This is a genomic window from Dinoroseobacter sp. PD6, assembly GCF_028807315.1.
GTDB classification, from domain to species: Bacteria; Pseudomonadota; Alphaproteobacteria; order Rhodobacterales; family Rhodobacteraceae; genus Dinoroseobacter; species Dinoroseobacter shibae.
On the sequence record NZ_JARAMN010000002.1, the window covers coordinates 350,959 to 371,098 of the forward strand.

Here is a 20,140-nt window from a genome sequence, read left to right on the forward strand (position 1 = left end):
CGGGGGCGCGACAAATGCTCCGGGTGGCTTGAGCTTCCAGTCACTGGAAGCCTTAAGTAAGGCTCAGCAGAAGGAGCGCCCCACCATGTCCGAACCCATGACCGTTTCGCTGTCCCTTACGGGAATGACCTGTGCGTCCTGCGTCGGGCGGGTCGAGCGTGCCCTGGCCGAACGCCCTGGTGTGCGCGATGTGTCGGTGAACCTGGCTACCGAGACCGCGCGGATGACGCTGGCGCAGCCGGATACCTTGCCGGATCTGGTCGAGATGCTGACCACCAGGGGATACGCGCCGCGGGAGGCCACCATTTCGTTGCGCGTGGCCGAGATGTCCTGCGCCTCCTGCGTCGGGCGGGTGCAGCGGATCCTGCAGGCGGAGCCGGGTGTTCTGGAGGCCTCGGTCAACCTGGGCACCGAAACCGCGACCGTGCGGGTGCTCGACGGGGTGACTAGCCCTGCACGGCTGATCGCGCGGTGCAGCGAGGGCGGGTTTCCCGCGCGTTTGGCGGCGACCGATGAAGCGCCCGCCCGTGCGCAGCGCCAGCGGGACGAAGCCGAGGCGATGGCGCGCAGGGTGGCAGGGGCCGCGGCGCTGGCCCTGCCGGTCTTCATCCTGGAGATGGGCAGTCACATGGTGCCCGCCTTTCATCACTGGATCATGGCGACCATCGGGATGCAGACCTCGTGGCTTCTGCAATTCGTGCTGACCAGCCTGGTTCTTTTTGGCCCCGGACGGCTGTTTTTCGTCAAGGGCGCGCAAAGCCTTGCCCATGGGGCGCCGGACATGAATGCGCTGGTGGCGCTGGGGACCGGTGCGGCCTGGTCCTATTCGGTGGTGGCGACCTTCTTCCCCGCGCTGCTGCCAGAGGCGAGCCGGGCGGTCTATTTCGAGGCTGCCGCGGTGATCGTGGTGCTGATCCTAGTGGGACGCTGGCTGGAGGCGCGCGCCAAGGGCCGCACCGGGGCCGCCATCGAGGGCTTGCTCGGTTTGCAGGTCAAGACCGCCCGGTTGATCCGGGGCGACGACATCGCCGAAGTGCCGGTAGAGGCGCTCGGGCCCGGGGACCATGTTCTGGTGCGCCCGGGGGAGCGGTTGCCGGTCGATGGCACCGTGATCGCGGGCACGAGCAATGTGGACGAGAGCATGATCACCGGCGAGCCGATGCCCGTACCGAAAGCCGCTGGTGCCGAGGTGACGGGCGGCACGGTCAACGGCACCGGCAGCCTGAGCGTCGCGGTCACCCGAACGGGGGGCGACACGGTGCTGGCGCAGATCATTCGTATGGTCGAACAGGCCCAGGGCGCCAAGCTGCCGATCCAGGGACTGGTCGACCGGGTGACCCTGTGGTTTGTGCCGATCGTCCTGGGGACCGCGGCGCTGACGGTCGCGGTCTGGCTCGCGCTCGGGCCGGGGCTGGGTTTTGCGCTGGTGGCCGGGGTGTCGGTGCTGATCATCGCGTGCCCCTGTGCCATGGGCCTGGCGACGCCGACCTCGATCATGGTCGGCACCGGGCGTGCGGCGGAGATGGGGGTTCTGTTCCGCAAGGGCGATGCGCTGCAGGCGCTGGCGGATGTGGACATGATCGCGCTCGACAAGACCGGCACCGTGACCGAAGGCCGTCCCGTGCTGACCGACCTCGAACTTGCGACAGGCTGGGCGCGCGCCGAAGTGCTCGCTCTGATGGCGGGGGTCGAGATGGCGTCGGAGCATCCCGTGGGCGCGGCGGTCGTGCGCGCGGCCCGCGGCGAAGGGGTCGTGCCCGAGAGGGCAACGGATGTTGAAAGCCACACCGGGCGCGGTATCTCAGGCATGGTGGCGGGGCGGCGCGTCCTCGTCGGCACCGCCCGCCTGATGGCGGAGGAGGGCGTCGAGACCGGGCTGTTGGCCGAACGGGCCGGCGCCCTCGCAGAGCAGGGCCATACGGTGTTCTTCGTCGCGGTCGAGGGGGCACTGGCGGCGATTGCCGCGGTCTCCGACCCCATAAAGCCGACGAGCAAGGCAGCGATTGCTGCGCTCAAGACGCAGGGCGTGGACGTCGCGCTGATCACCGGGGATAACGAAGGCACCGCCCGCGCCGTGGCCCGTGCCGTCGGCATCGACCACGTGGTGGCGGGCGTTCTGCCCGAGGGCAAGGTCGCCGCCCTCGAAGCGATGCGCGCCGAGGGTCGCAAGCTGGCCTTCGTCGGCGACGGGATCAACGACGCCCCGGCTCTGGCCCATGCGGATGTGGGTGTGGCGATCGGGACGGGCACGGATATCGCGATCGAGAGCGCGGATGTGGTGCTGATGTCCGGGGACCTGCGCGGCGTGGTCAATGCGCGCGACGTGTCGCGGCGGACCATGCGCAACATCAAGCAGAACCTCGGCTGGGCCTTCGGCTACAACGCCGCGCTGATCCCGGTGGCGGCCGGGGTGCTCTATCCGGCGTTCGGCATCCTTTTGTCGCCGATCTTCGCAGCGGGGGCCATGGCGCTGTCGTCGGTGTCGGTTCTGGGCAACGCGCTGCGGCTGCGCCGTGTCCGCCCGCAACAAAGCATGGACACCCAGGGCCCGCAGGGCGCCGTGGCCGCTGACCCGCAACCGGCGGAATGAGGGGACGGGAATGAATATCGGCGAAGTTGCGGAACGCTCCGGCCTGCCGGCCAAGACGATCCGGTACTATGAAGAGATCGGCCTGGTGCGGCCCGTGCGCAGTGCCAATGGCTACCGCGCCTTCCGGATGCAGGACCTGCACAAGCTGGTCTTTCTGGGCCGGGCGCGGGCGCTGGGGTTCTCCATCGAGGACTGCCGCACGCTGCTTGCGCTCTACGAGGACGAGAGCCGCGCGAGCGCGCAGGTCAAATCCCTGGCCGAAGAGCATCTGGCCAAGATCGAGGACAAGATCGCTCAGCTACGCGCCATGCAGGACACGTTGCAAACGCTTGTGCGGGCCTGCCACGGGGATCAGCGCCCGGACTGCCCGATTCTCAACGATCTGGCAAAGATCGACGGCGATTGACCGTCCCGGGCACCCCTGTCGGTTGATCCTGCGCACGGCACCTGAAAAGAGGGCGACGACCCTGTCCCTGATCCCATGCGGTGCCGCCCATGCCCGACCTTCTCGTACCCGCTTTCATCTCGGTCACTCTGGGCTTGCTGGTCTATTTCATCGGTGCGTTCCTGACCCGCAAGGTGCAGTTCCTGAAGGACTATAACATTCCCGAGCCGGTCTCGGGCGGGTTGGCCATAGCTCTCGTCACCTGGGCGTTCTTCGCACTCACCGGGCGCCAGATCGTGTTCGACCTGGCGGTGCGGGACTACCTGCTGGTGCTGTTCTTCTCGACCATCGGCTTGAACGCGCGGCTTGCCGACCTGTTGCGCGGGGGTCGGTTGCTGCTGGTGTTGCTCGGGCTGACCGTGGGGTTCATGGTGCTCCAGAACCTCGTGGGGCTTGTCGGCACGATCCTGTTCGATCTGCCCACGCCGATGGCGGTGTTGCTCGGCTCGGCCGCGTTGATCGGCGGGCACGGTACGGCGATTGCCTGGGGCCCCGAAATCGAAGAGGTCACGGGCTTCGCCGCCGCCGCGGAGGTCGGGATCGCCGCAGCCACCCTTGGGTTGGTGTTCGCGGCCCTGATCGGCGGGCCGATTGCAAAACGGCTGATCGATCGCAACGGGCTCAGCGGTGAGGAGGGCGCCGCCCCGGTGGTAGGGCTGGAATTCGAAGAACCCGGTGAGGCGCCGGAGGTGGTCAACCATGTCAGCCTGATGCGGTCCATGCTGGCCGCCCACGTGGCGATCCTGCTGGGCTTCCTCGCGCATGGCGCGATTGCCGCGGCGGGCGTGATGCTGCCGCTCTTCGTGCCGTGTCTGCTGGTGGGGATCGTCATGTCGAACACCATCCCGTATCTCTTTCCGCGCCTGACCTGGCCCGCAGGCAGCCGGGCGCTGGCGGTGGTGTCGGATTACAGCCTATCGGTTTTCCTCGCCATGTCGCTGATGAGCATGCAGCTGTGGACCCTAACGGAGCTTGGCGGGCCGTTGCTCGGGGTTCTGGCGATGCAGGTGGCCATGACGGTGGCCTTCATCCTGCTGGTCGTGTTCGCCGCCCTGGGGCGCAATTTCACTGCCGCGGTGCTGAGCGCGGGGTTTGCCGGGTTCGCCCTTGGCGCGACCCCCACGGCGATTGCCAACATGTCCTCGGTCACCAAGCGCTACGGACCCGCGCCGCTGGCCTTCATCGTGCTGCCGCTGGTCTCGGCCTTTTTCGTAGACCTGGCCAACGCGGTCATCATCCAGGTCTTTGTCGGGCTCTGAGAGGTCTCAGGTGCCGCCGGTCTCGTCCCCGGTGACCCGGTAGAAGATCGTGTAGAGGGTCGGCACCACAATCAGTGTCAGGATCGTGGCAAAGCTCAGCCCGCAGATGATGACCACGGCGAGGGACTTGAAGAACGGATCCCACAACAGCGGCACCACCCCCAGCACCGTGGTCAGAACACCCAGCGAGACCGGGCGCACCCGGCTGACGGCGGCGTCGACGACCGCCGCCATGCGGGCCTTGCCCCCCGCGATCTGGCTGTCGGTCTCATCAAGCAGCACGATCGCGTTCTTGATCAGCATCCCCGTCAGGGAAAGTATGCCGAGGATCGCCATGAATTCCAGCGGTGTGCCGCTCAGCGCCAATCCCCAGATGACGCCGATCAGGGCCAGGGGCACGGTCAACAGGATGATCAGCGGCTGCCGGACCGCGTTGAACAGGAAGATCACGACCAGCACCATCGCCCCGAACCCCAGCGGCATGGTGGAGGCCAGCCCCTCGTTCGCCTCCTGCGACGAGCCATACTCGCCCTCCCAACTCAGGCTGTAGCCGGGCGGCAGGGGGATGTCCTCGATCGGACCGCGCAACTGCTCGAAGAGTTCGCCCGACAGCACCCCGGGGGCATTGTCCGATTGCGCGGTAATCGTCAGCTGCCGGTCGATGCGGCGCAGGTTGCCAGCCTCGAACGCGATCTCGAACCGCTCCACCACTTGCGAGATCGGGATATAGCCTCCGACCACCTGGCTGTAGACTTGGACATTGCGCAATTCGCCGATCTCGTTGCGGTCCGCCGCCCGCGGTCGCATGATCACGTCGAGCAGCTCGTCGGCCTCGCGGTACACGCCCAACGTGATCCCGTTGAGATGGCCGTATAGTGCGTGGGAGATGTCGGCTTGCGACAGGCCGAGCCGCCGTGCGTTCTCGGCATCGATGATCGGGCGGATGATCTGGACCTGTTCGCGCCAGTCATCCTTGATCGCGATTGCGCCGTACTCGGCCATGATTTCCTTGGCGCGGGTCGCGAGCGCGCGCAGGGTGGCCGCATCGGGGCCGCTGAACTGCGCTTCGATCTTCGAGCCGCCCCCCGGGCCGAGTTGGAATTTCCATACCTTGGTATTGGCATCAGGGTAGTTCGCGACGATCCAGGCCTGCAATTCGTCCACAAGACCATCGATCTGGTCGAAGGCTTCGACATCCACGAGGATCTGCCCATAGGCGCTGTTGGCGTCCTCGCTTTGATAGATCAGCATGAAACGCTGATGCCCGGCGCCGACAGCGGCATTCGTGCCCGTCACGCCGGCCAGGCTGCGGGCATGGGCGTCGATTTCCAGGATGTCCTGTCGGGTTTTGGAGATATCCGTGCCCTCGGGCAGGAAGTAGTCGATCACGAACTGCTCGCGTGTCGAGGTGGGGAAGAACCCCGGCGGCACCTGGCTGAACATCGCCAGCGCCGATGCAAAGAGCGCCACCACCAGCACCACGGTCCCGTAGCGGAACCGGATCGCGAGGTCGAGCAGGCGCCGGTAAGCGCGCAGCATGCCGTTTTCGGCCTGTTCCGGTGCGTCCGCGTCACCCGGCTTGAGCAGAAGCGTGCAGTAATAGGGGGTCAGCCAGATCGCAACGAGCCACGAGAAAAGCAGCGAGATCGCGATCGTCCAGAACAGGCTGCCCGCGTACTCGCCTGTATTGTCGGGCGAGAACCCGATCGGCGAGAAGGCGAGAAACCCGACAACGGTCCCGCCCAGCAGGGGCCATTTGGTCTGGTTGACCACGGCGATGGCGGCCTCGGCGGTGTTCTCGCCTTTCTGCACGCGCACCAATGTGCCTTCGACCACGACGATGGCGTTGTCCACCAGCATGCCGAGGGCGATGATCAGCGCGCCCAGCGAGATCCGCTGCATGTCGAGCCCGTACAGCAACATGCCGAAGAGCGTGCCCGCCACCGTTACCAGCAGGATGCCCCCCATCAGGATCCCCGAGCGCAAGCCCATGAACACCATCAGCGTGCCGACCACGATCACGAGGGCCACCAGCACGTTGCTCACGAAACTGTTCACCGAAACCTTGACCGACTCCGACTGGTCGGAGATCGCAATGACGTCCATCCCGATGGGGCGCTCGGCGATATGCGCCTCCATGCGGTCCTTCACGGCAACCCCCATGTCGACCACGTTGCCGCCGAGGGTGTTGGAAATGCCGATCCCGATGGCGGGTCGGCCGTCGCGGAAGATCATCGGATCGGCCGGGTCCACGAGGCCGCGCGTGACCTTGGCGATGTCGCCGAGCCGGAACAGCGCGCCGGTCTCCGGGTTGGTGATGATCAGGTTCCCGATCGCCTCGGTCGAAGAGATGGCGCTCTGCGGGCGCAATTCCAGCCGCGTGGCCCCGGCCTGGATCGATCCGGCGGGCGCGACGAGGTTCTCGGCCTCCAGCAGTTGCGACACATCCTGTGCGGTCAGGCCAAGCTCGATCAGGCGCGCGGGCGAGAATTCGACATAGATGACCTCGTCCTGCACCCCATTGAGGACCACCTTCGACACGCCCTCCACGGTCACGAGCAGCTTTTGCAACTGTTTGGCGTATCTGTGCAGGTCGGTGATCGTGTAGCCATCGCCCACCACCGCGAAGTAGAGCGCGTAGACATCCCCGAAATCGTCATAGACCTGCGTGGGCAGGGTATTGGGCGGCAACAGGGATTGCGCGTCGTCGATCTTGGCGCGCATCTGCGCGAAGCGTTCATAGAGCGTCGTGTAGTCCGGCACCGACGGGATCGTGAATTCCACTGTCACGTTGCTCAGCCCGGGCGACGACACCGAACGCACCTCCAGTACACCCTGCAATTGCTGCAGCGCGTCCTCGATGACATCGGTGACCTCTTCGGCCACCTCCTCGGCTTGGGCGCCGGGGTAGGGGGTGATGATCTGCGCCTGCCGGATGATGAACTCGGGGTCCTCGAAGCGCGGCAGGGTCGAATAGGCATAGAAACCCGCGATCAGGATGAGCAGGGTCGAGATCGCCGAGATCAGGCGCTTTTGCAGCGCGAAACGTGCCAGGTCCAAGGGCTCAGCCCCCGATCCGGGTCACGGGACGCACGCGCATCCCCTCGACCAGGTGGTTGACGCCCGCGGACACGACGGTGGTACCGGACTCCAGCCCATCGAGGATCTCGACCATCTCTCCGGAGGCTTCGCCCAAGGTGACCGGTTGGCTGCGCACGGTGTCATCGTCCTCGACGATCCAGACGAAGGGGCTGCTGTCGGCGGCGGCAGCCACCGCGGTCAGGGGGGCCATCAGTCGGGGCGTCCCGCCCGGCGCGCTCGAGATCACGCGCCCGACCATGCCCGGCAGGATCGTCGTCTCGTCCGGGGAGGTCACCGCCACGCGGCCCCGATAGGTCTGTGTCGCCGAATCCGCCTGAACCGAGAACTCGACGATCTCGGCGTCGAAGACCCGTCCGGGCAGCGCGTCGAAGGTCACCTCGTTTCGGATGTTGCCCTGTCCGTTGGCCGACAGGGCGGTCACGTCCGGCCCCGGTACATCGAAGGTCAGGTGCACGACCTGAAGGTTCTGGAGCAGGACAATGGGCTGTCCCGGCTGCACGATCGAGAAGTCGTCGATATATCGCCTGGCGATAATGCCCGGGAACGGCGCGCGCAGGGTGGCGTCGTCGAGCTGGTCCCGAGCGATCTGTATCTGGGTTTCCAGCCCGCGCAGCCCGGCCTCGGCCGCTTCGATATCTTCGGGGCGGCCCCCTGATTGCCCGATGGCAAGCTGTTCCCGCTGCGCCTGCAGGTTTGCCTGCGCGACCCGCAACGCGGCCTCGTCATTGTCCAGCTGTGCGGCGGCCGCGACCCCGCGTTCGGCCAGTTGCCGGGTGCGCGCGGCCTGTTCCTCGGCCTGGGCCAGTTGTGCCTCCGCCGAGGCGACGGCGGCCTGCAGCGCGGAAATCTCTTCGGTGCGCGCGCCGGTGCGCAGGGCTGCAAGCTGGGCGGCGGACTGGTCGCGTTGGCTCTCGAGTTGGGCGATCTGGCGCTCGAAATCCCGCGGGTCGATGCGGGCAATCATGTCACCGGTTTCGACCGAGGTCGCCGCGCGGATCGGAAGCTCCACCACCGGGCCGCCGACGCGGAACGACAGCTCCACCTCGTCCGAGGGCAGCACGATCGCGGGGTAGGTGCGGACGACCTCCGCCTCGGTCAGCTCGACCGTGACCACCTTCGCAGGGCGCGCGGTGTCTTGCGCTGCTGCCGGGCCGGTCATCGCTGCGGCAACGACAACCAGCAAGGCCCGGGAAACATTCAGGTTCAACATCCAATACTCCGCCCTTAGACTTGCCACGCACGGTTGCAGCGTTTCAGTAGCCAGTCAAACCCGAAAGGACCCGCCGATGTCGATGGCTGCCCAAGTGTTACTGGGGACTTCTTTCTTGATACTTTGTACGCTGGTGCATGTTGGGATCGTGGCGGCGACGGTCCCTCTGGTCGCGCGGTTTGCCGCAAGGCTGAAGCACCGGGGCAAGCTGATCCGCACCACGGTTCTGTTGTCATTGACGGTTTTCGGCATCGTGCTGGCGCACGCGATCCAGATCTGGACCTGGGCTTTCGTGTTCAAATTCGTTGGGCTTTTCCCGGATATCCAGACCAGTTTCTATTTCGCTACAGTCACTTACACGACACTGGGGTATGGCGACATCGTTCTGGGCGAAGGCTTGCGGATCTTCGCGACCTTCGGCGCGATCACGGGGCTGTTGACCTTCGGGATAAGCACGGCGTTCCTGATCGGGGTCATCGGGCGGATCCTGCCTGCGGAGGACCAGGGTCACAAGATGCTGTGAGCGCGCCGCGAAGATCGGGTCAGAGCGACAGGACCTTTCCGGTTTTCCGCGCTGTGTCAGCCGTGTCCGCAAGGCGCTGTGCCGCGACCCCGTCCGCGATGGTCGCCTTGAGCGGACTGCCGCGGGTGACGGCATCGACGAAATGGGTCATCTCGGCGAGATAGGCCGCCTCGTAGCGTTCCAGAAAGAAGTCCATGCTGCGTGCCGCGGTGAAGCCGCCACCGCTGGCTTGCGTGACGAGATGCGCGGGTTGGTTTGCCGCCTGCAGCATGCCTTTCGATCCGTGCACCTCGATCCGCTGGTCATAGCCGTAGGTGGCGCGCCGGGAATTGTTGATCTGGCACAGCCTGCCGGAGGCGGTGCGCAGGGTGACCATGGCCGTGTCGATATCGCCCGCCGCGCCTATGGCGGGGTCGACGAGGCAGCTTCCGACCGCGTGGATCTCGATCGGTTCTTCACCCAGCAGGAACCGCGCCATGTCGAAATCATGGATCATCATGTCCCGGAACAGCCCGCCGGAGCTTTCGATATAGGAAATCGGCGGCAGGGCGGGATCGCGGGAGGTGATCACGACCATTTCGATCTCGCCGATCGCACCGTCCCGCACTTGGTCGTGCAGATGGGCGAAGCTCGGATCGAAGCGCCGGTTGAACGCGGTGAGGAAGGGCACGCCCGCGGCCTCCACCGCCTGCTGGCACTGGGCCGCGCGCTCGGCGCTCAAATCGATGGGTTTCTCGCAGAAGATCGCCTTGCCCGCGGCGGCGATGGCATGGATCTGCTCGAAATGCAGGGTGGTGGGGGTGGCGACGATCACCGCGTCGATATCGGGTGCGGCGATGATCTCTTCGCTGCCGCGCACCTCGGCCCCGGCGCGCGCGGCCAGGGTTTGCGCCGCCTCGGGGACGGCATCCGCGACCGCCACAATACGGGCCTCGGCAATTCGGGACAGGCTCCGGGCGTGGACCTGTCCGATCCGGCCGCAGCCGAGCAATCCGAGTTTCATGCAACCTCTCTTTCCGGGGCCAGCGCCCGCAGGGCCAATCGGGCGGCGGCTTCGACCGGGGCTTCCACCTCGCGCAGGATCTGGACCCTGTCGAACCGGTCCAGGTCAGACGTGACCGCCTCGCGCAGGGCCGCGCCGAAGGCCATGCGCAACTCCGTTCCGATGTTGAATTTGCAGATGGTCGAGCGGCGCGCAAGGCGCGTGCGCTGCGCCAGCGGCACGCCGGAGCCGCCATGGATCACCAGCGGCACCTCGGCCCGGGCTGCGATCTCGGCAATGCGCCCTTCATCCAGCCCGCCTTCGCGGTTCTGCTGCAAATGGACGTTTCCGACGGAGATCGCCATGGCATCGACGCCGGTTTCCCGGGCGAAACGCGCGGCTTCCTCGGGGTCGGTGCCCTGGCTGGCATCCCCCTCGGCATAGCCGACGAACCCGATCTCCCCCTCGCAGGAAATGCCCGCCTTGTGGGCCAGATCGACGATACGCGCGGTCTGCGCGATGTTTTCCTCCAGCGGCAGGCGCGATCCGTCGAACATCACCGAGGTGAACCCACTGTCGAGCGCCTCCTGGCACTCCTTGAAGCTGTAGCCGTGGTCGAGATGGGCGACCACGGGCACCGAGGCTGTTTCCGCCAGGTGTCGAAACATCGCGCCGAGCACCGGCAGGGGGGTGTGGGCGCGACAGGACGGCCCGGCCTGCAGGATCAGCGGCACGCCCTCGGCTTCCGCCGCGCGGGTGTAGGCGCGCATCTCTTCCCAGCCAAGGCACACCAGACCACCCACAGCATAGCCGCCCTCGAGCGCAGGTTGCAGAACCTCCGAAAGCGTCGCGAGCGTCATTTGAACTTGGCCACCATGTCCATGATCCCGGGGATGGTATGCAGCTGCTCCGCATGGGTGGGCTGGAAATACTGCTTCAGGCTGCGCTGGCTCAGCCCGCCGAGAATGGTGAAGTAATACATCTCGTAACCGGGCAGGGCGCAGCAGGGGTGGTAGCCCTTGTCGATGCAGATCGTGGAGCCATCCATGATATGATAGGCATTGCCCGGCGCGTTGTCGGCGCGCTGCAGCATCTGCAGCCCGGAGCCGTAATTGGGCCGGAAGCGGAAATTGTAGGTCTCGTCATGGCGGGTCTCGATCATCTCGCCCGTGGCCGGGTCCTGTCGGTCGGTGTCGTGCTTGTGGCTGGGAAACCCCGACCAGCCACCCGCACCCACGGTGAACAATTCCGAGACCAGCAAGCGACCCACGCGCCCGTGCTGGTTGGCGCCGAGGATATGCTTGATCTTGCGATGGGTCTTGGTGTCGTCGGAGCCGTATTGAACCAGGTCCAGCTCGTCTGCGCGCACGGCGAACGGCTCCAGAACGGTGTCGAACTTCGCACCCGCGATGAACACCTCGGCCGTGTCAGACAGGCAGGTGAACCGCGCCTCCTGGCCGGTGGGGACATAGACGCCCTCGGGCTCCCCGTCCCAGACATCCACGCCGCGCCCGCCGAGCTTGTCGGCGGAAAACCCCCCCACGGTCACGTCGATCAACCCGGTGGCGGGCACGATGCAGGTCTCGTAGCCGGGGACCGCGTAGCCGAAGCTTTCGCCCTTCTTCAGCTTGACGATGTTGAAGTAGTTCAGCGGGACGAGGGCGTCGCCTGCGTCCACGATGGGTTTGTTGCGGTTGTCATGGGGGGCGATATGCATGGGTTATCCTTCCGCGGGCTGCGGGGCGTTGCGGGGGCCGGGATGGCGGGCAAGGAACGCGTCGAGCTCCCGCGCATCGGGCATGGCGGGGGCGCAGCCGGGCTTGGCCACCACGATGGCCGCGCAGGCCGAGCCACGCAGGACGGCCTCGCGCAACTCGCGGCCCTCGGCGAGGCTTGCGAGAAACCCGGCCATGAAACTGTCGCCCGCGCCGGTGGGTTTGAGCGCCGTGACCGGGTAGATGCCTGTGCGCAGCTCGGTGCCGTTTGCGAAGGTGATCGCACCCTCCGGCCCCATCTTGTAGACCACGATGCCGGCACTGGTTTGCGCCAGCTCGCGGGCCTTGGCGAGGCCCTTGTCGATCCCGCCGGCCATGAAGCCGAATTCCTCGTCATTGGCGACGATGATGTCCGACAGGGCCCCCGCGCGCGACAGCACCTCTTCGGCGACTTGGGGGGAAGGCCAGCTATAGGGGCGGTAATCCACGTCGAATATGATCGGCAGCCCGGCGGCGCGGGCCAACTCGAAGGCGCGGAAGGTGGCGCTGCGCGACGGCTCTGCGGCGAAGACGGTGCCCGCGGTGATCAGCGCGCCATACTGGCTGTAATCGACGGCCTCGACATCGGCGACGCTCATCTGGAAATCCGCCGCCCCGTTGCGGTAGATGACCGAGTTGTGGTCCGCCAAGCGGCTTTCATAAAGCGCGAGAGAATTGCGAAACTCGCCCGCCACCGGCGTCACGTGGGTCGCATCGACCCCGTAGGCGGCGAGCTGGTTCAGGCAGTAGCGCCCGACCGCATCGTCGGACACCCGCGTGACCAGGGCCGCTCTTGCGCCGAACTTCACCAGACCGGCGGCGATATTGGCCGACGACCCGCCCATGGCAACCATCAGGTCGGTGGCGTCCTCGATGGCCGTGCCCGCGGGGGCGGGCGACAAGTCCATGCCGACCCGCCCGATCACAAGGAAATTCCGGCTTTGGATAGCTTCGAGAACGTCCATCATATGCCGCGCCGCTGCTTGGCGCGCTCCGCCTCGATCTCCAGGTGCTTTTCGCGCACCTTGGGGTTGTCGGTGACATGGGGGGTGCCGACCTCCCACCATGTATGGCCCTGGGTCGTCCAGCCGTCATAGGCATCGACGCTCATCACGATGACGGTGGTCTTGTCCGAGGCTTTTGCAGCCTTGAAGGCTTCGGCCAACTCGTCGGCATTGGCCACCTGCGTGGCCTCCGCCCCCATGGCGGCGGCATGGGCCACGAAGTCGACCCCGAAAGCCTCCGGGATCGTGGGGGCGTCGGCCAGAAGGTTGTTGAAGCTCTCGTTCCCGGTGTTGTTCTGCAGCTTGTTGATGACCGCGAAACCGCCATTGTCGAGCACCAGAACGATCATCTTTTTCCGCGTCAGAACAGATGAGTAGATGTCGGAGTTCATCAAGAGGTAGCTGCCATCCCCGCAAAAGACGATGGTGTCTGCCTCGGGCTCCACCTCCGTCTGGGCAATGCGCGCGCCCCAGCCGCCCGCAATCTCGTAGCCCATGCAGGAAAAGCCGAATTCCACGTCCACGGTGCCGATATCCAACGTGCGCCAGTTCGCGGTGACCTCCGCCGGAAGACCGCCCGCCGCCGCCACGACCCGGTCGCGCGGCTCACACAGCGCGTTCACCACGCCGATGGCCTGGGCGTAGGAATTGGGTCGGTTTCCGGGGCGGACATTGTCGGCCACATAGGCGTCCCAGCCCTTGCGCTCGGTCTGGGCGTAGTTGCGCCAGGCCTCGGGGCATCGGTAGTCACCCAAGGCGGCCTCCAGCGCCACCAGGCCAAGTTTGGCATCCCCGACGATAGGCAGGGCCCGGTGCTTGCCCGCATCGTGCCGCGCGGCGTTGAGGGCGATGAACCGAGCCTCCTGCGCGAAGGCGGTCCAGGACCCGGTGGTGAAATCCTGCAGCCGGGTGCCGACCGCGAGGATCACATCCGCCTGCTCGGCGATCGCATTGGCGCTATCCGAGCCTGTGACACCCACGGGCCCGATATTCAGCGGATGGTCGGCCAGCAGGTTCGCGCGCCCCGCGATGGTTTCGATCACCGGAATGCCATGGGCTTCGGCGAAACCGGTCAACTCGGCCACCGCACCGGAATACTGCACACCGCCGCCTGCGATGATCACCGGCCGCTCGGCGCTGCGCAGCAAAGCCGCAGCCTCCGCCACCTCGTCCGCGTCGGGCGTGATCCGGCGGATGCGGTGTGTCTTTTCCTCGAAAAACGCGCGTGGATAGTCATAGGCCCAGCCCTGCACATCCTGGGGCAGGGCGAGGAAGGCCGGGCCGCAATCGGCCGGGTCCAGCATGGTGGCCAGCGCCGCGGGCAGGGACTGGATCACCTGCGCGGGGTGCGTGATGCGATCCCAATACCGGGTGACCGCCTGGAACGCATCGTTCAGACCCAGCGCCGGGTTGCCGTAATGCTCCAACTGCTGCAGCACCGGATCGGGCAGGCGGGTCAGGAACGTGTCGCCGCACAACATCAGCATCGGCAAACGGTTGGCATGGGCAAGCGCTGAGGCCGTCAGCAGGTTCGCCGTGCCGGGCCCTGCGCTGGCGGTGCAGAACATGAACCGCCGCCGCAGGTGATACTTGGCATAGGCCGCCGCGGCGAACCCCATGCTTTGCTCGTTCTGGCCGCGATAAAGCGGCAACGTTTCGCGATGATCATGGAGCGCTTCGCCCAGACAAGTCACATTGCCATGGCCGAAAATGCCGAAACCCCCGCCGCAGACCCGCTGCCGCGTGCCGTCTGTCTCGATGAACTGTGCGTTCAGATAGCGTATGATCGCCTGCGCGGTTGTCAGGCGGATGGTGTCCTCGCGCATGTCTTTCGCCTCCCGGGCCGTCAGGTTCGTGCTTGACCGCGTTCGTGCTTCAACGATACTCACGTTGCAACCGGTTGCAAGGGTTTTCGGGAGGGCTCATGTCCGAGATTGGGGTAGGTATCGTCGGCGGTGGCTACATGGGCAAGGCCCATGCGGTCGCCCATGCCAGCGTCGGGGCCCTGTTCAACACGCGCCTGCGTCCGCGGCTGGAGATGGTGGCGGCCTCCTCGCCTGCATCGGCGGAGCGCTACCGCGCGGCCTTCGGGTTCCGGCGGGCGGCGGCGGACTGGCAGGCGCTGGTGGCTGATCCAGACGTTGAGGCAGTGGTCATCGCGTCGCCGCAGGACACCCACCGCGCGATCGTCGCGGCCGCGGCGGCCCTGGGCAAACCGGTGTTCTGCGAAAAGCCGCTGGGCGCGTCGCTCGAAGATGCCATCGCGATCACCGAGGCGGCGGAGCGCGCCGGTATCGTCAACATGGTCGGCTTCAACTACATCCGGACGCCGGCCTCGCAATACGCGCGCCGGCTGATCGCCGAGGGCGAAATCGGCGAGGTGACATGGTTCCGCGGCGAGCATACCGAGGATTTCTACGCCGACCCGGCCATGCCCGCCAGTTGGCGCACCAGCGGGATGGCCAACGGCACCATGGGCGATCTTGCGCCCCACATGATCAACGCGGCCCTCGCCCTGATCGGTCCCATCGGCGCGGTCATGGCGGAGGTCGAGACCGTGCATACGGATCGGAATGGCACGCCCGTGACCAATGACGACCAGGCGCAAATGATGTGCCGGTTCGCGGGCGGGGCGATGGGGCATCTCTATTTCAGCCGGATCGCGACGGGCCGGAAGATGGGCTATATCTACGAGATCACCGGCACCAGGGGCGCAATCCGCTTCAACCAGGAAGACCAGAACAGCCTCTGGCTCTACCGCGCCGAAGGGCCCGAGGCCGAGCGCGGCTTTCGCCAGATCCTCACCGGTCCGGCCCATCCCGATTACCTGCCGTTCTGCCAGGGGCCGGGCCACGGCACCGGCTACCAGGACCAGATCACCATCGAGGCGCGCGATTTTCTCGAAGCCATCGCCGACGGCGCGTCCCGCTGGCCCAGTTTCCGCGACGGGCTGGCGGTCAGCCACGTCACCGCCGCGGCCCTCAAATCCCATGCCACGCGACAGTGGCAGGACGTTGCCCAACTGAAGGGAGACCCCAAGTGACCATTCGTATCGGCAATGCGCCCTGTTCCTGGGGTGTGGAATTCGCGGGCGATCCGCGCAATCCCGACTGGCGGCAGGTTCTGCGCGAGACCGCGGCAGCGGGCTACACGGGCATCGAGCTGGGCCCGATCGGCTTCATGCCCGAGGACCCGCCACAGGTCGCCGACGCCCTCGCCGAACATGAGCTGGAGCTGATCGGCGGCGTCGTCTTTCGCCCCTTCCATGACCGGGCGGCGTGGGAGGAGGTGCTGGATGTTTCCGTCCGCACCTGCAAGGCGTTGGTCGCCCATGGCGCGCAGCATCTCGTGCTGATCGACTCGATCTCGCCGCGCCGCGCGCTCACGGCGGGTCGGGCAGGGGCCGCCGAACAGATGGACGCGGCGGAATGGGCCGCCTTTCGCGACCGCATCGCCCATGTGGCGCGGATGGGGGCAGAGGATTACGGGCTGACCGTGGGCATCCATGCCCATGCCGCGGGCTTCATGGATTTCGAGCCGGAGCTGGAGCGCCTGCTGGACGAGGTGGATGACAGCATCCTCAAGATCTGCTTCGACACGGGCCACCATTCCTATGCGGGCTTCGACCCGGTGGCCTTCATGCAGCGGCATTTGCCGCGCATCAGCTACATGCATTTCAAGGATATCGATCCCGCCGTGAAGGCGAATGTCATCGCACGGGGGACCGGATTCTACGACGCCTGCGGCCAGGGAATTTTCTGTAATCTCGGCGAAGGCGACGTGAATTTCCCGCGCGTCCGCCAATTGCTGATCGACCACGGGTTCGACGGTTGGTGCACGGTGGAACAGGACTGCGATCCGACCCTGCCGGACACCGACCCCTTCGGCGATGCCATGACCAACCGCGCCTATCTGCGCGCCATCGGATTTGAATGAGACGGCCATGAAGAAACTGACCTGGGGCATGATCGGCGGCGGCGAAGGCAGCCAGATCGGGCCGGCGCATCGGCTGGGCGCGCTGGCGGACGGTAATTTCACGCTGACTGCGGGCGCGCTGGACGCGGACGGCCCCAGGGGCAAGGCCTATGCCGAGCGCCTCGGCGTTGCCCCGGACCGCGCCTATGGCGATTGGCGCGAGATGCTCGCGGGCGAACGGGATCGCCCCGACAAGCTGGACCTCGTTACCGTCGCCACGCCCAACGCCACCCATTTCGAGATCACCAAGGCTTTCCTGAACGCCGGGTTCAACGTGCTGTGCGAGAAGCCCATGACCATGACGGTCGAAGAGGGGGAGGAGATCGTGCGCATCGCCGAGGCCTCGGGTCGGATCTGCGCGGTGAATTACTGCTACTCGGCCTACCCGATGGTGCGGGAAATGCGCGCCATGGTGCATCGGGGCGATCTGGGCGCGATCCGCACGGTCGTCGCCAACTTCTCCCATGGGCATCACGCCGCCGGGGACGATGCCGACAACCCGCGCGTGCGCTGGCGCTACGACCCGGCCATGGCGGGGGTCTCGGGGCAAATGGCCGATTGCGGGATCCATGCGCTCCACCTGGCGTCCTTCATCACCGGGGACGAGGTGCGCACCCTGTCGGCGGATTTCGCATCCACCGTGCCCTCCCGCGTGCTGGAGGATGACGCGATGGTCAATTTCCGGATGGAGGGGGGCACGGTCGGCAGGCTCTGGTCCTCGACCATCGCCATCGGACGGATGCACGGGCTCGATATCCAGGTCTTCGGTGAACTGGGCGGCATCCGCTGGGCCTCCGAGCAGCCCAACCAGGTTTACTACACGCGCCTGAACGGGCGCACCGAGATCATCGAGAAGGGCGAGGCGGGGCTGACCTCCGAGGCGCAGCGCCTCAGCCGCGTGGCCATCGCCCACCCGGAGGGGTTCCCGCTGGCGGTCGCGAACATCTATGTCGATCTCGCGGCCCGGATCCGTGGCGAGGCCTCGGGCGACCTGCCCCTGGCGGTGGATGGGTTGCGGTCCATGGCGGCGGTGCACGCGGCCGTGCAAAGCGCGGGGCAAAACGGGGCCTGGGTCGATGCTCGTCCGCCCTCCTTGCGGTAAGGCTGCGCGCAGGGTTCTGGCCGAGCGGCCTCAGGGCAGGGGGCGCAGCGTCCCCCGTTCGATCACCTCGCAGGCAAAGAGCCGGGCCTCGGGATATCGGTCCGGCTGTTCGAGCATGGCCACGACCAACTCGATGGAGCTGCTGATGATTTGCTGCACGGGCTGACGAATGGTGGTGAGGTCCAGATTGCTCCAGCCGGCCATTTCCATGTCGTTGAGCCCGATGATCCCGACATCTTGGGGCACGCGCAGGCCCGCCGCCTCGATCGCGGCCAGCGCGCCTATGGACAGAACATCATCGCCGCAGAAATACGCCTCCGCCGGGCCGTGCTGCAACAGCCGGGACATCTCGGTCTTGCCCGCGTCGAAGGAATAGGCGGCAGCGAAGCTTTCCGAGACCTCGATGCCGTTGCGGCGGGCGACGACCTGGTGGAATCCTTCGCGGCGATCAATGGTCGAGGTGGCCTCGCGGGGGCCGCCCATGAACCCGATCTTGCGGTAGCCGCGCGCCAGCAGGGTGCGCGCCGCCATCCGGCCGCATTCGATATTGTCGATGCCCACCACGTGGACATGGGGCGCGCTGGCAAAGCGTCCGAAGGAATGGACAACCGGAATCCCGGCATCCCGGAACGCCTTGGAAAAACTGGGGGGCAACGTCGACGAGGCGACGATCACTCCGTCGACCGAGTATTGCCGCAGCATGCTGATCGAGTTTTCCGGGTCGTTCTCGTCCGACAGGTTCACCAGCAACGGACGCAACCCGCGCTCCTGCAACAGCCGGGTGAAGAGGTCGAACACCTCCAGAAAGAGCGGATTGCGGAAGTTGTTCGAGATCAGCCCGATCAGCTTGGTCCGCCCGGTCGTCAGCGACGAGGCGAGCGCATTGGGCCGATAGCCAAGCTCCACCGCGGCCTTTTCAACCTTGCGGCGGGTCTTGGGCGAGACCGACGCGCCCTCGGTAAAGGTCCGCGACACCGCCGACCGCGAAACCCCAGCGCGTTCTGCAACATCTTTCAAGGTGACAGGCATCGTTCCTCCTGTGCCTGCAGGGAAGATAGAAGAGCCGTCAGAAAAATGGAACCGTATTTTGCAACCGGTTGCATTTTGGCGGACCTTGTGCTTGTGTCAGGGGAAGGCGGGCCATCCGTCTGGTGTGACAGGCGCGCCCGAGATGCGCGCGGACATAGTCTGGGAGGACGACATGAAAACCATCCTGAAATCGGTGGCGCTTGGTGCCGCACTGGTCGCGGCACCTTTCGCATCCTTCGCGCAGAGTGACGATGATCTGAATTACGTGCTGGTCAGCCATGCACCCGACAGTGACACCTGGTGGAACACCATCAAGAACGGCATCGCGCTGGCGGGCGAGCAGATGGGCGTGTCGGTCGAATACCGCAACCCGCCCACCGGTGACATTGCCGACATGGCGCGAATCATCGAGCAGGCCGCGGCCTCCGCGCCCGATGGCATCATCACCACGCTGGCGGATTTCGACGTGCTGCAAGGGCCGATCAAGAACGCGGTCGATCAGGGCATCGATGTCATCATCATGAATACCGGCACACCCGAACAGGCCCGCGAGATCGGCGCCCTGATGTATGTCGGCCAGCCCGAATACGACGCGGGCTTCGCCGCCGGGCAGCGCGCCAAGGGCGAGGGGGTCACCAAGTTTCTTTGCGTGAACCACGCGATCCAGCAGCCCACAGTGGGCGAGCGCTGCCGCGGCTATGCCGACGGGCTCGGGATCGAGCTGGGCGATGCGATGATGGACAGCGGCACCGACCCCGCCGAGATCAAGAACAAGGTCATGGCCTACCTGTCCACGAATGAAGACGTCGATGGCATCCTGACCCTCGGCCCGGTCTCGGCGGACCCGACCATCGCGGCGCTGAACGAGATGGGCCTGGCGGGCGAAATCCATTTCGGCACCTTCGATCTGGGCGAGGAAATCGTGAAGGCGATCAAGGACGGCACCATCAACTGGGGCATCGACCAGCAGCCCTTCCTGCAGGCCTACATGCCCGTGGTGATCCTGGCCAACTGGGACCGCTACGGGGTTCTGCCGGGCAACAACATCAACTCCGGCCCCGGCTTCGTGACCGCCTCCGGTCTGGAGAAGGTCGAGGCCTTCGCGGGCGAGTACCGCTAACGCATTCAGGGGCGGCCCGGCAACCGGCCGCCCCTGTTGTCTCTA

General features: G+C 66.2%; 16 protein-coding genes. 8 read left to right on the forward strand and 8 right to left on the reverse strand.

Annotation, left to right across the window (positions count from 1 at the left end; all coding sequences use genetic code 11):
* Positions 1 to 85 precede the first annotated feature (85 nt).
* The 3 genes from PVW48_RS05065 (at position 86) to gltS (ending at position 4,294) form a co-directional block, all read left to right on the forward strand.
* Entirely contained in the window at positions 86 to 2,590 is a 2,505-nt protein-coding gene (locus tag PVW48_RS05065) for a heavy metal translocating P-type ATPase (protein WP_274580547.1), read from the forward strand.
* 10 nt (positions 2,591 to 2,600) lie between these two features.
* Positions 2,601 to 2,996, forward strand: coding sequence for a Cu(I)-responsive transcriptional regulator (gene cueR, locus PVW48_RS05070; protein ID WP_012177932.1), 396 nt, complete (start codon positions 2,601 to 2,603; stop codon positions 2,994 to 2,996).
* Positions 2,997 to 3,085: 89 nt separating this feature from the next.
* Positions 3,086 to 4,294: a sodium/glutamate symporter gene (gene gltS, locus PVW48_RS05075; protein WP_274580548.1), complete on the forward strand. Its 1,209-nt coding sequence runs from the start codon at positions 3,086 to 3,088 to the stop codon at positions 4,292 to 4,294.
* Between the two features lie 6 nt (positions 4,295 to 4,300).
* On the opposite strand, the gene PVW48_RS05080 is transcribed toward gltS, so the two are convergent.
* Positions 4,301 to 7,354, reverse strand: coding sequence for an efflux RND transporter permease subunit (locus tag PVW48_RS05080; RefSeq protein ID WP_274580549.1), 3,054 nt, complete (start codon positions 7,352 to 7,354; stop codon positions 4,301 to 4,303).
* A gap of 4 nt (positions 7,355 to 7,358) precedes the next feature.
* The gene (locus PVW48_RS05085) at positions 7,359 to 8,606 is read right to left on the reverse strand and encodes an efflux RND transporter periplasmic adaptor subunit (RefSeq protein ID WP_274580550.1); all 1,248 of its coding nucleotides are present in this window, start codon (positions 8,604 to 8,606) and stop codon (positions 7,359 to 7,361) included.
* Between the two features lie 115 nt (positions 8,607 to 8,721).
* Between PVW48_RS05085 and PVW48_RS05090 the strand changes: the two genes are divergently transcribed.
* Positions 8,722 to 9,129: an ion channel gene (locus tag PVW48_RS05090; RefSeq protein ID WP_157865275.1), complete on the forward strand. Its 408-nt coding sequence runs from the start codon at positions 8,722 to 8,724 to the stop codon at positions 9,127 to 9,129.
* A gap of 19 nt (positions 9,130 to 9,148) precedes the next feature.
* Here the strand turns inward: PVW48_RS05090 and iolG are convergent, their stop codons facing one another.
* The 5 genes from iolG to iolD are packed head-to-tail and all read right to left on the reverse strand — an operon-like array spanning position 9,149 to position 14,695.
* Complete coding sequence (iolG, locus tag PVW48_RS05095; protein WP_274580551.1) at positions 9,149 to 10,132, reverse strand: inositol 2-dehydrogenase; 984 nt, start codon at positions 10,130 to 10,132, stop codon at positions 9,149 to 9,151.
* On the reverse strand, positions 10,129 to 10,971 hold the full coding sequence (locus PVW48_RS05100) for a class II fructose-bisphosphate aldolase (protein ID WP_274580552.1): 843 nt from the start codon (positions 10,969 to 10,971) through the stop codon (positions 10,129 to 10,131). The genes iolG and PVW48_RS05100 overlap by 4 nt, the downstream gene beginning before the upstream one ends.
* A complete protein-coding gene (locus tag PVW48_RS05105) occupies positions 10,968 to 11,828 on the reverse strand; it encodes a 5-deoxy-glucuronate isomerase (protein ID WP_274580553.1) in 861 nt (286 codons plus the stop codon). Before PVW48_RS05105 ends, PVW48_RS05100 begins: the two co-directional genes overlap by 4 nt.
* A 3-nt stretch (positions 11,829 to 11,831) precedes the next feature.
* Positions 11,832 to 12,830, reverse strand: a complete 999-nt coding sequence (gene iolC, locus PVW48_RS05110) for a 5-dehydro-2-deoxygluconokinase (protein WP_274580656.1) — start codon at positions 12,828 to 12,830, stop codon at positions 11,832 to 11,834.
* Positions 12,830 to 14,695: a 3D-(3,5/4)-trihydroxycyclohexane-1,2-dione acylhydrolase (decyclizing) gene (iolD, locus tag PVW48_RS05115; protein WP_274580554.1), complete on the reverse strand. Its 1,866-nt coding sequence runs from the start codon at positions 14,693 to 14,695 to the stop codon at positions 12,830 to 12,832. Before iolD ends, iolC begins: the two co-directional genes overlap by 1 nt.
* Positions 14,696 to 14,793: 98 nt before the next feature.
* On the opposite strand from iolD, the gene PVW48_RS05120 reads away from it, so the two are divergent.
* From PVW48_RS05120 to PVW48_RS05130, 3 genes are read left to right on the forward strand one after another with little or no spacing between them, the layout of a single operon-like run.
* A complete protein-coding gene (locus PVW48_RS05120; protein ID WP_274580555.1) occupies positions 14,794 to 15,912 on the forward strand; it encodes a Gfo/Idh/MocA family protein in 1,119 nt (372 codons plus the stop codon).
* On the forward strand, positions 15,909 to 16,805 hold the full coding sequence (locus PVW48_RS05125) for a sugar phosphate isomerase/epimerase family protein (protein WP_274580556.1): 897 nt from the start codon (positions 15,909 to 15,911) through the stop codon (positions 16,803 to 16,805). The genes PVW48_RS05120 and PVW48_RS05125 overlap by 4 nt, the downstream gene beginning before the upstream one ends.
* Positions 16,806 to 16,812: 7 nt before the next feature.
* The gene (locus PVW48_RS05130) at positions 16,813 to 17,946 is read left to right on the forward strand and encodes a Gfo/Idh/MocA family protein (RefSeq protein ID WP_274580557.1); all 1,134 of its coding nucleotides are present in this window, start codon (positions 16,813 to 16,815) and stop codon (positions 17,944 to 17,946) included.
* A gap of 30 nt (positions 17,947 to 17,976) precedes the next feature.
* On the opposite strand, the gene PVW48_RS05135 is transcribed toward PVW48_RS05130, so the two are convergent.
* Entirely contained in the window at positions 17,977 to 18,975 is a 999-nt protein-coding gene (locus PVW48_RS05135; RefSeq protein WP_274580558.1) for a LacI family DNA-binding transcriptional regulator, read from the reverse strand.
* Positions 18,976 to 19,147: 172 nt separating this feature from the next.
* Between PVW48_RS05135 and PVW48_RS05140 the strand changes: the two genes are divergently transcribed.
* Positions 19,148 to 20,095, forward strand: a complete 948-nt coding sequence (locus PVW48_RS05140; RefSeq protein ID WP_044028474.1) for a sugar ABC transporter substrate-binding protein — start codon at positions 19,148 to 19,150, stop codon at positions 20,093 to 20,095.
* The last annotated feature ends 45 nt before the right edge of the window (positions 20,096 to 20,140 follow it).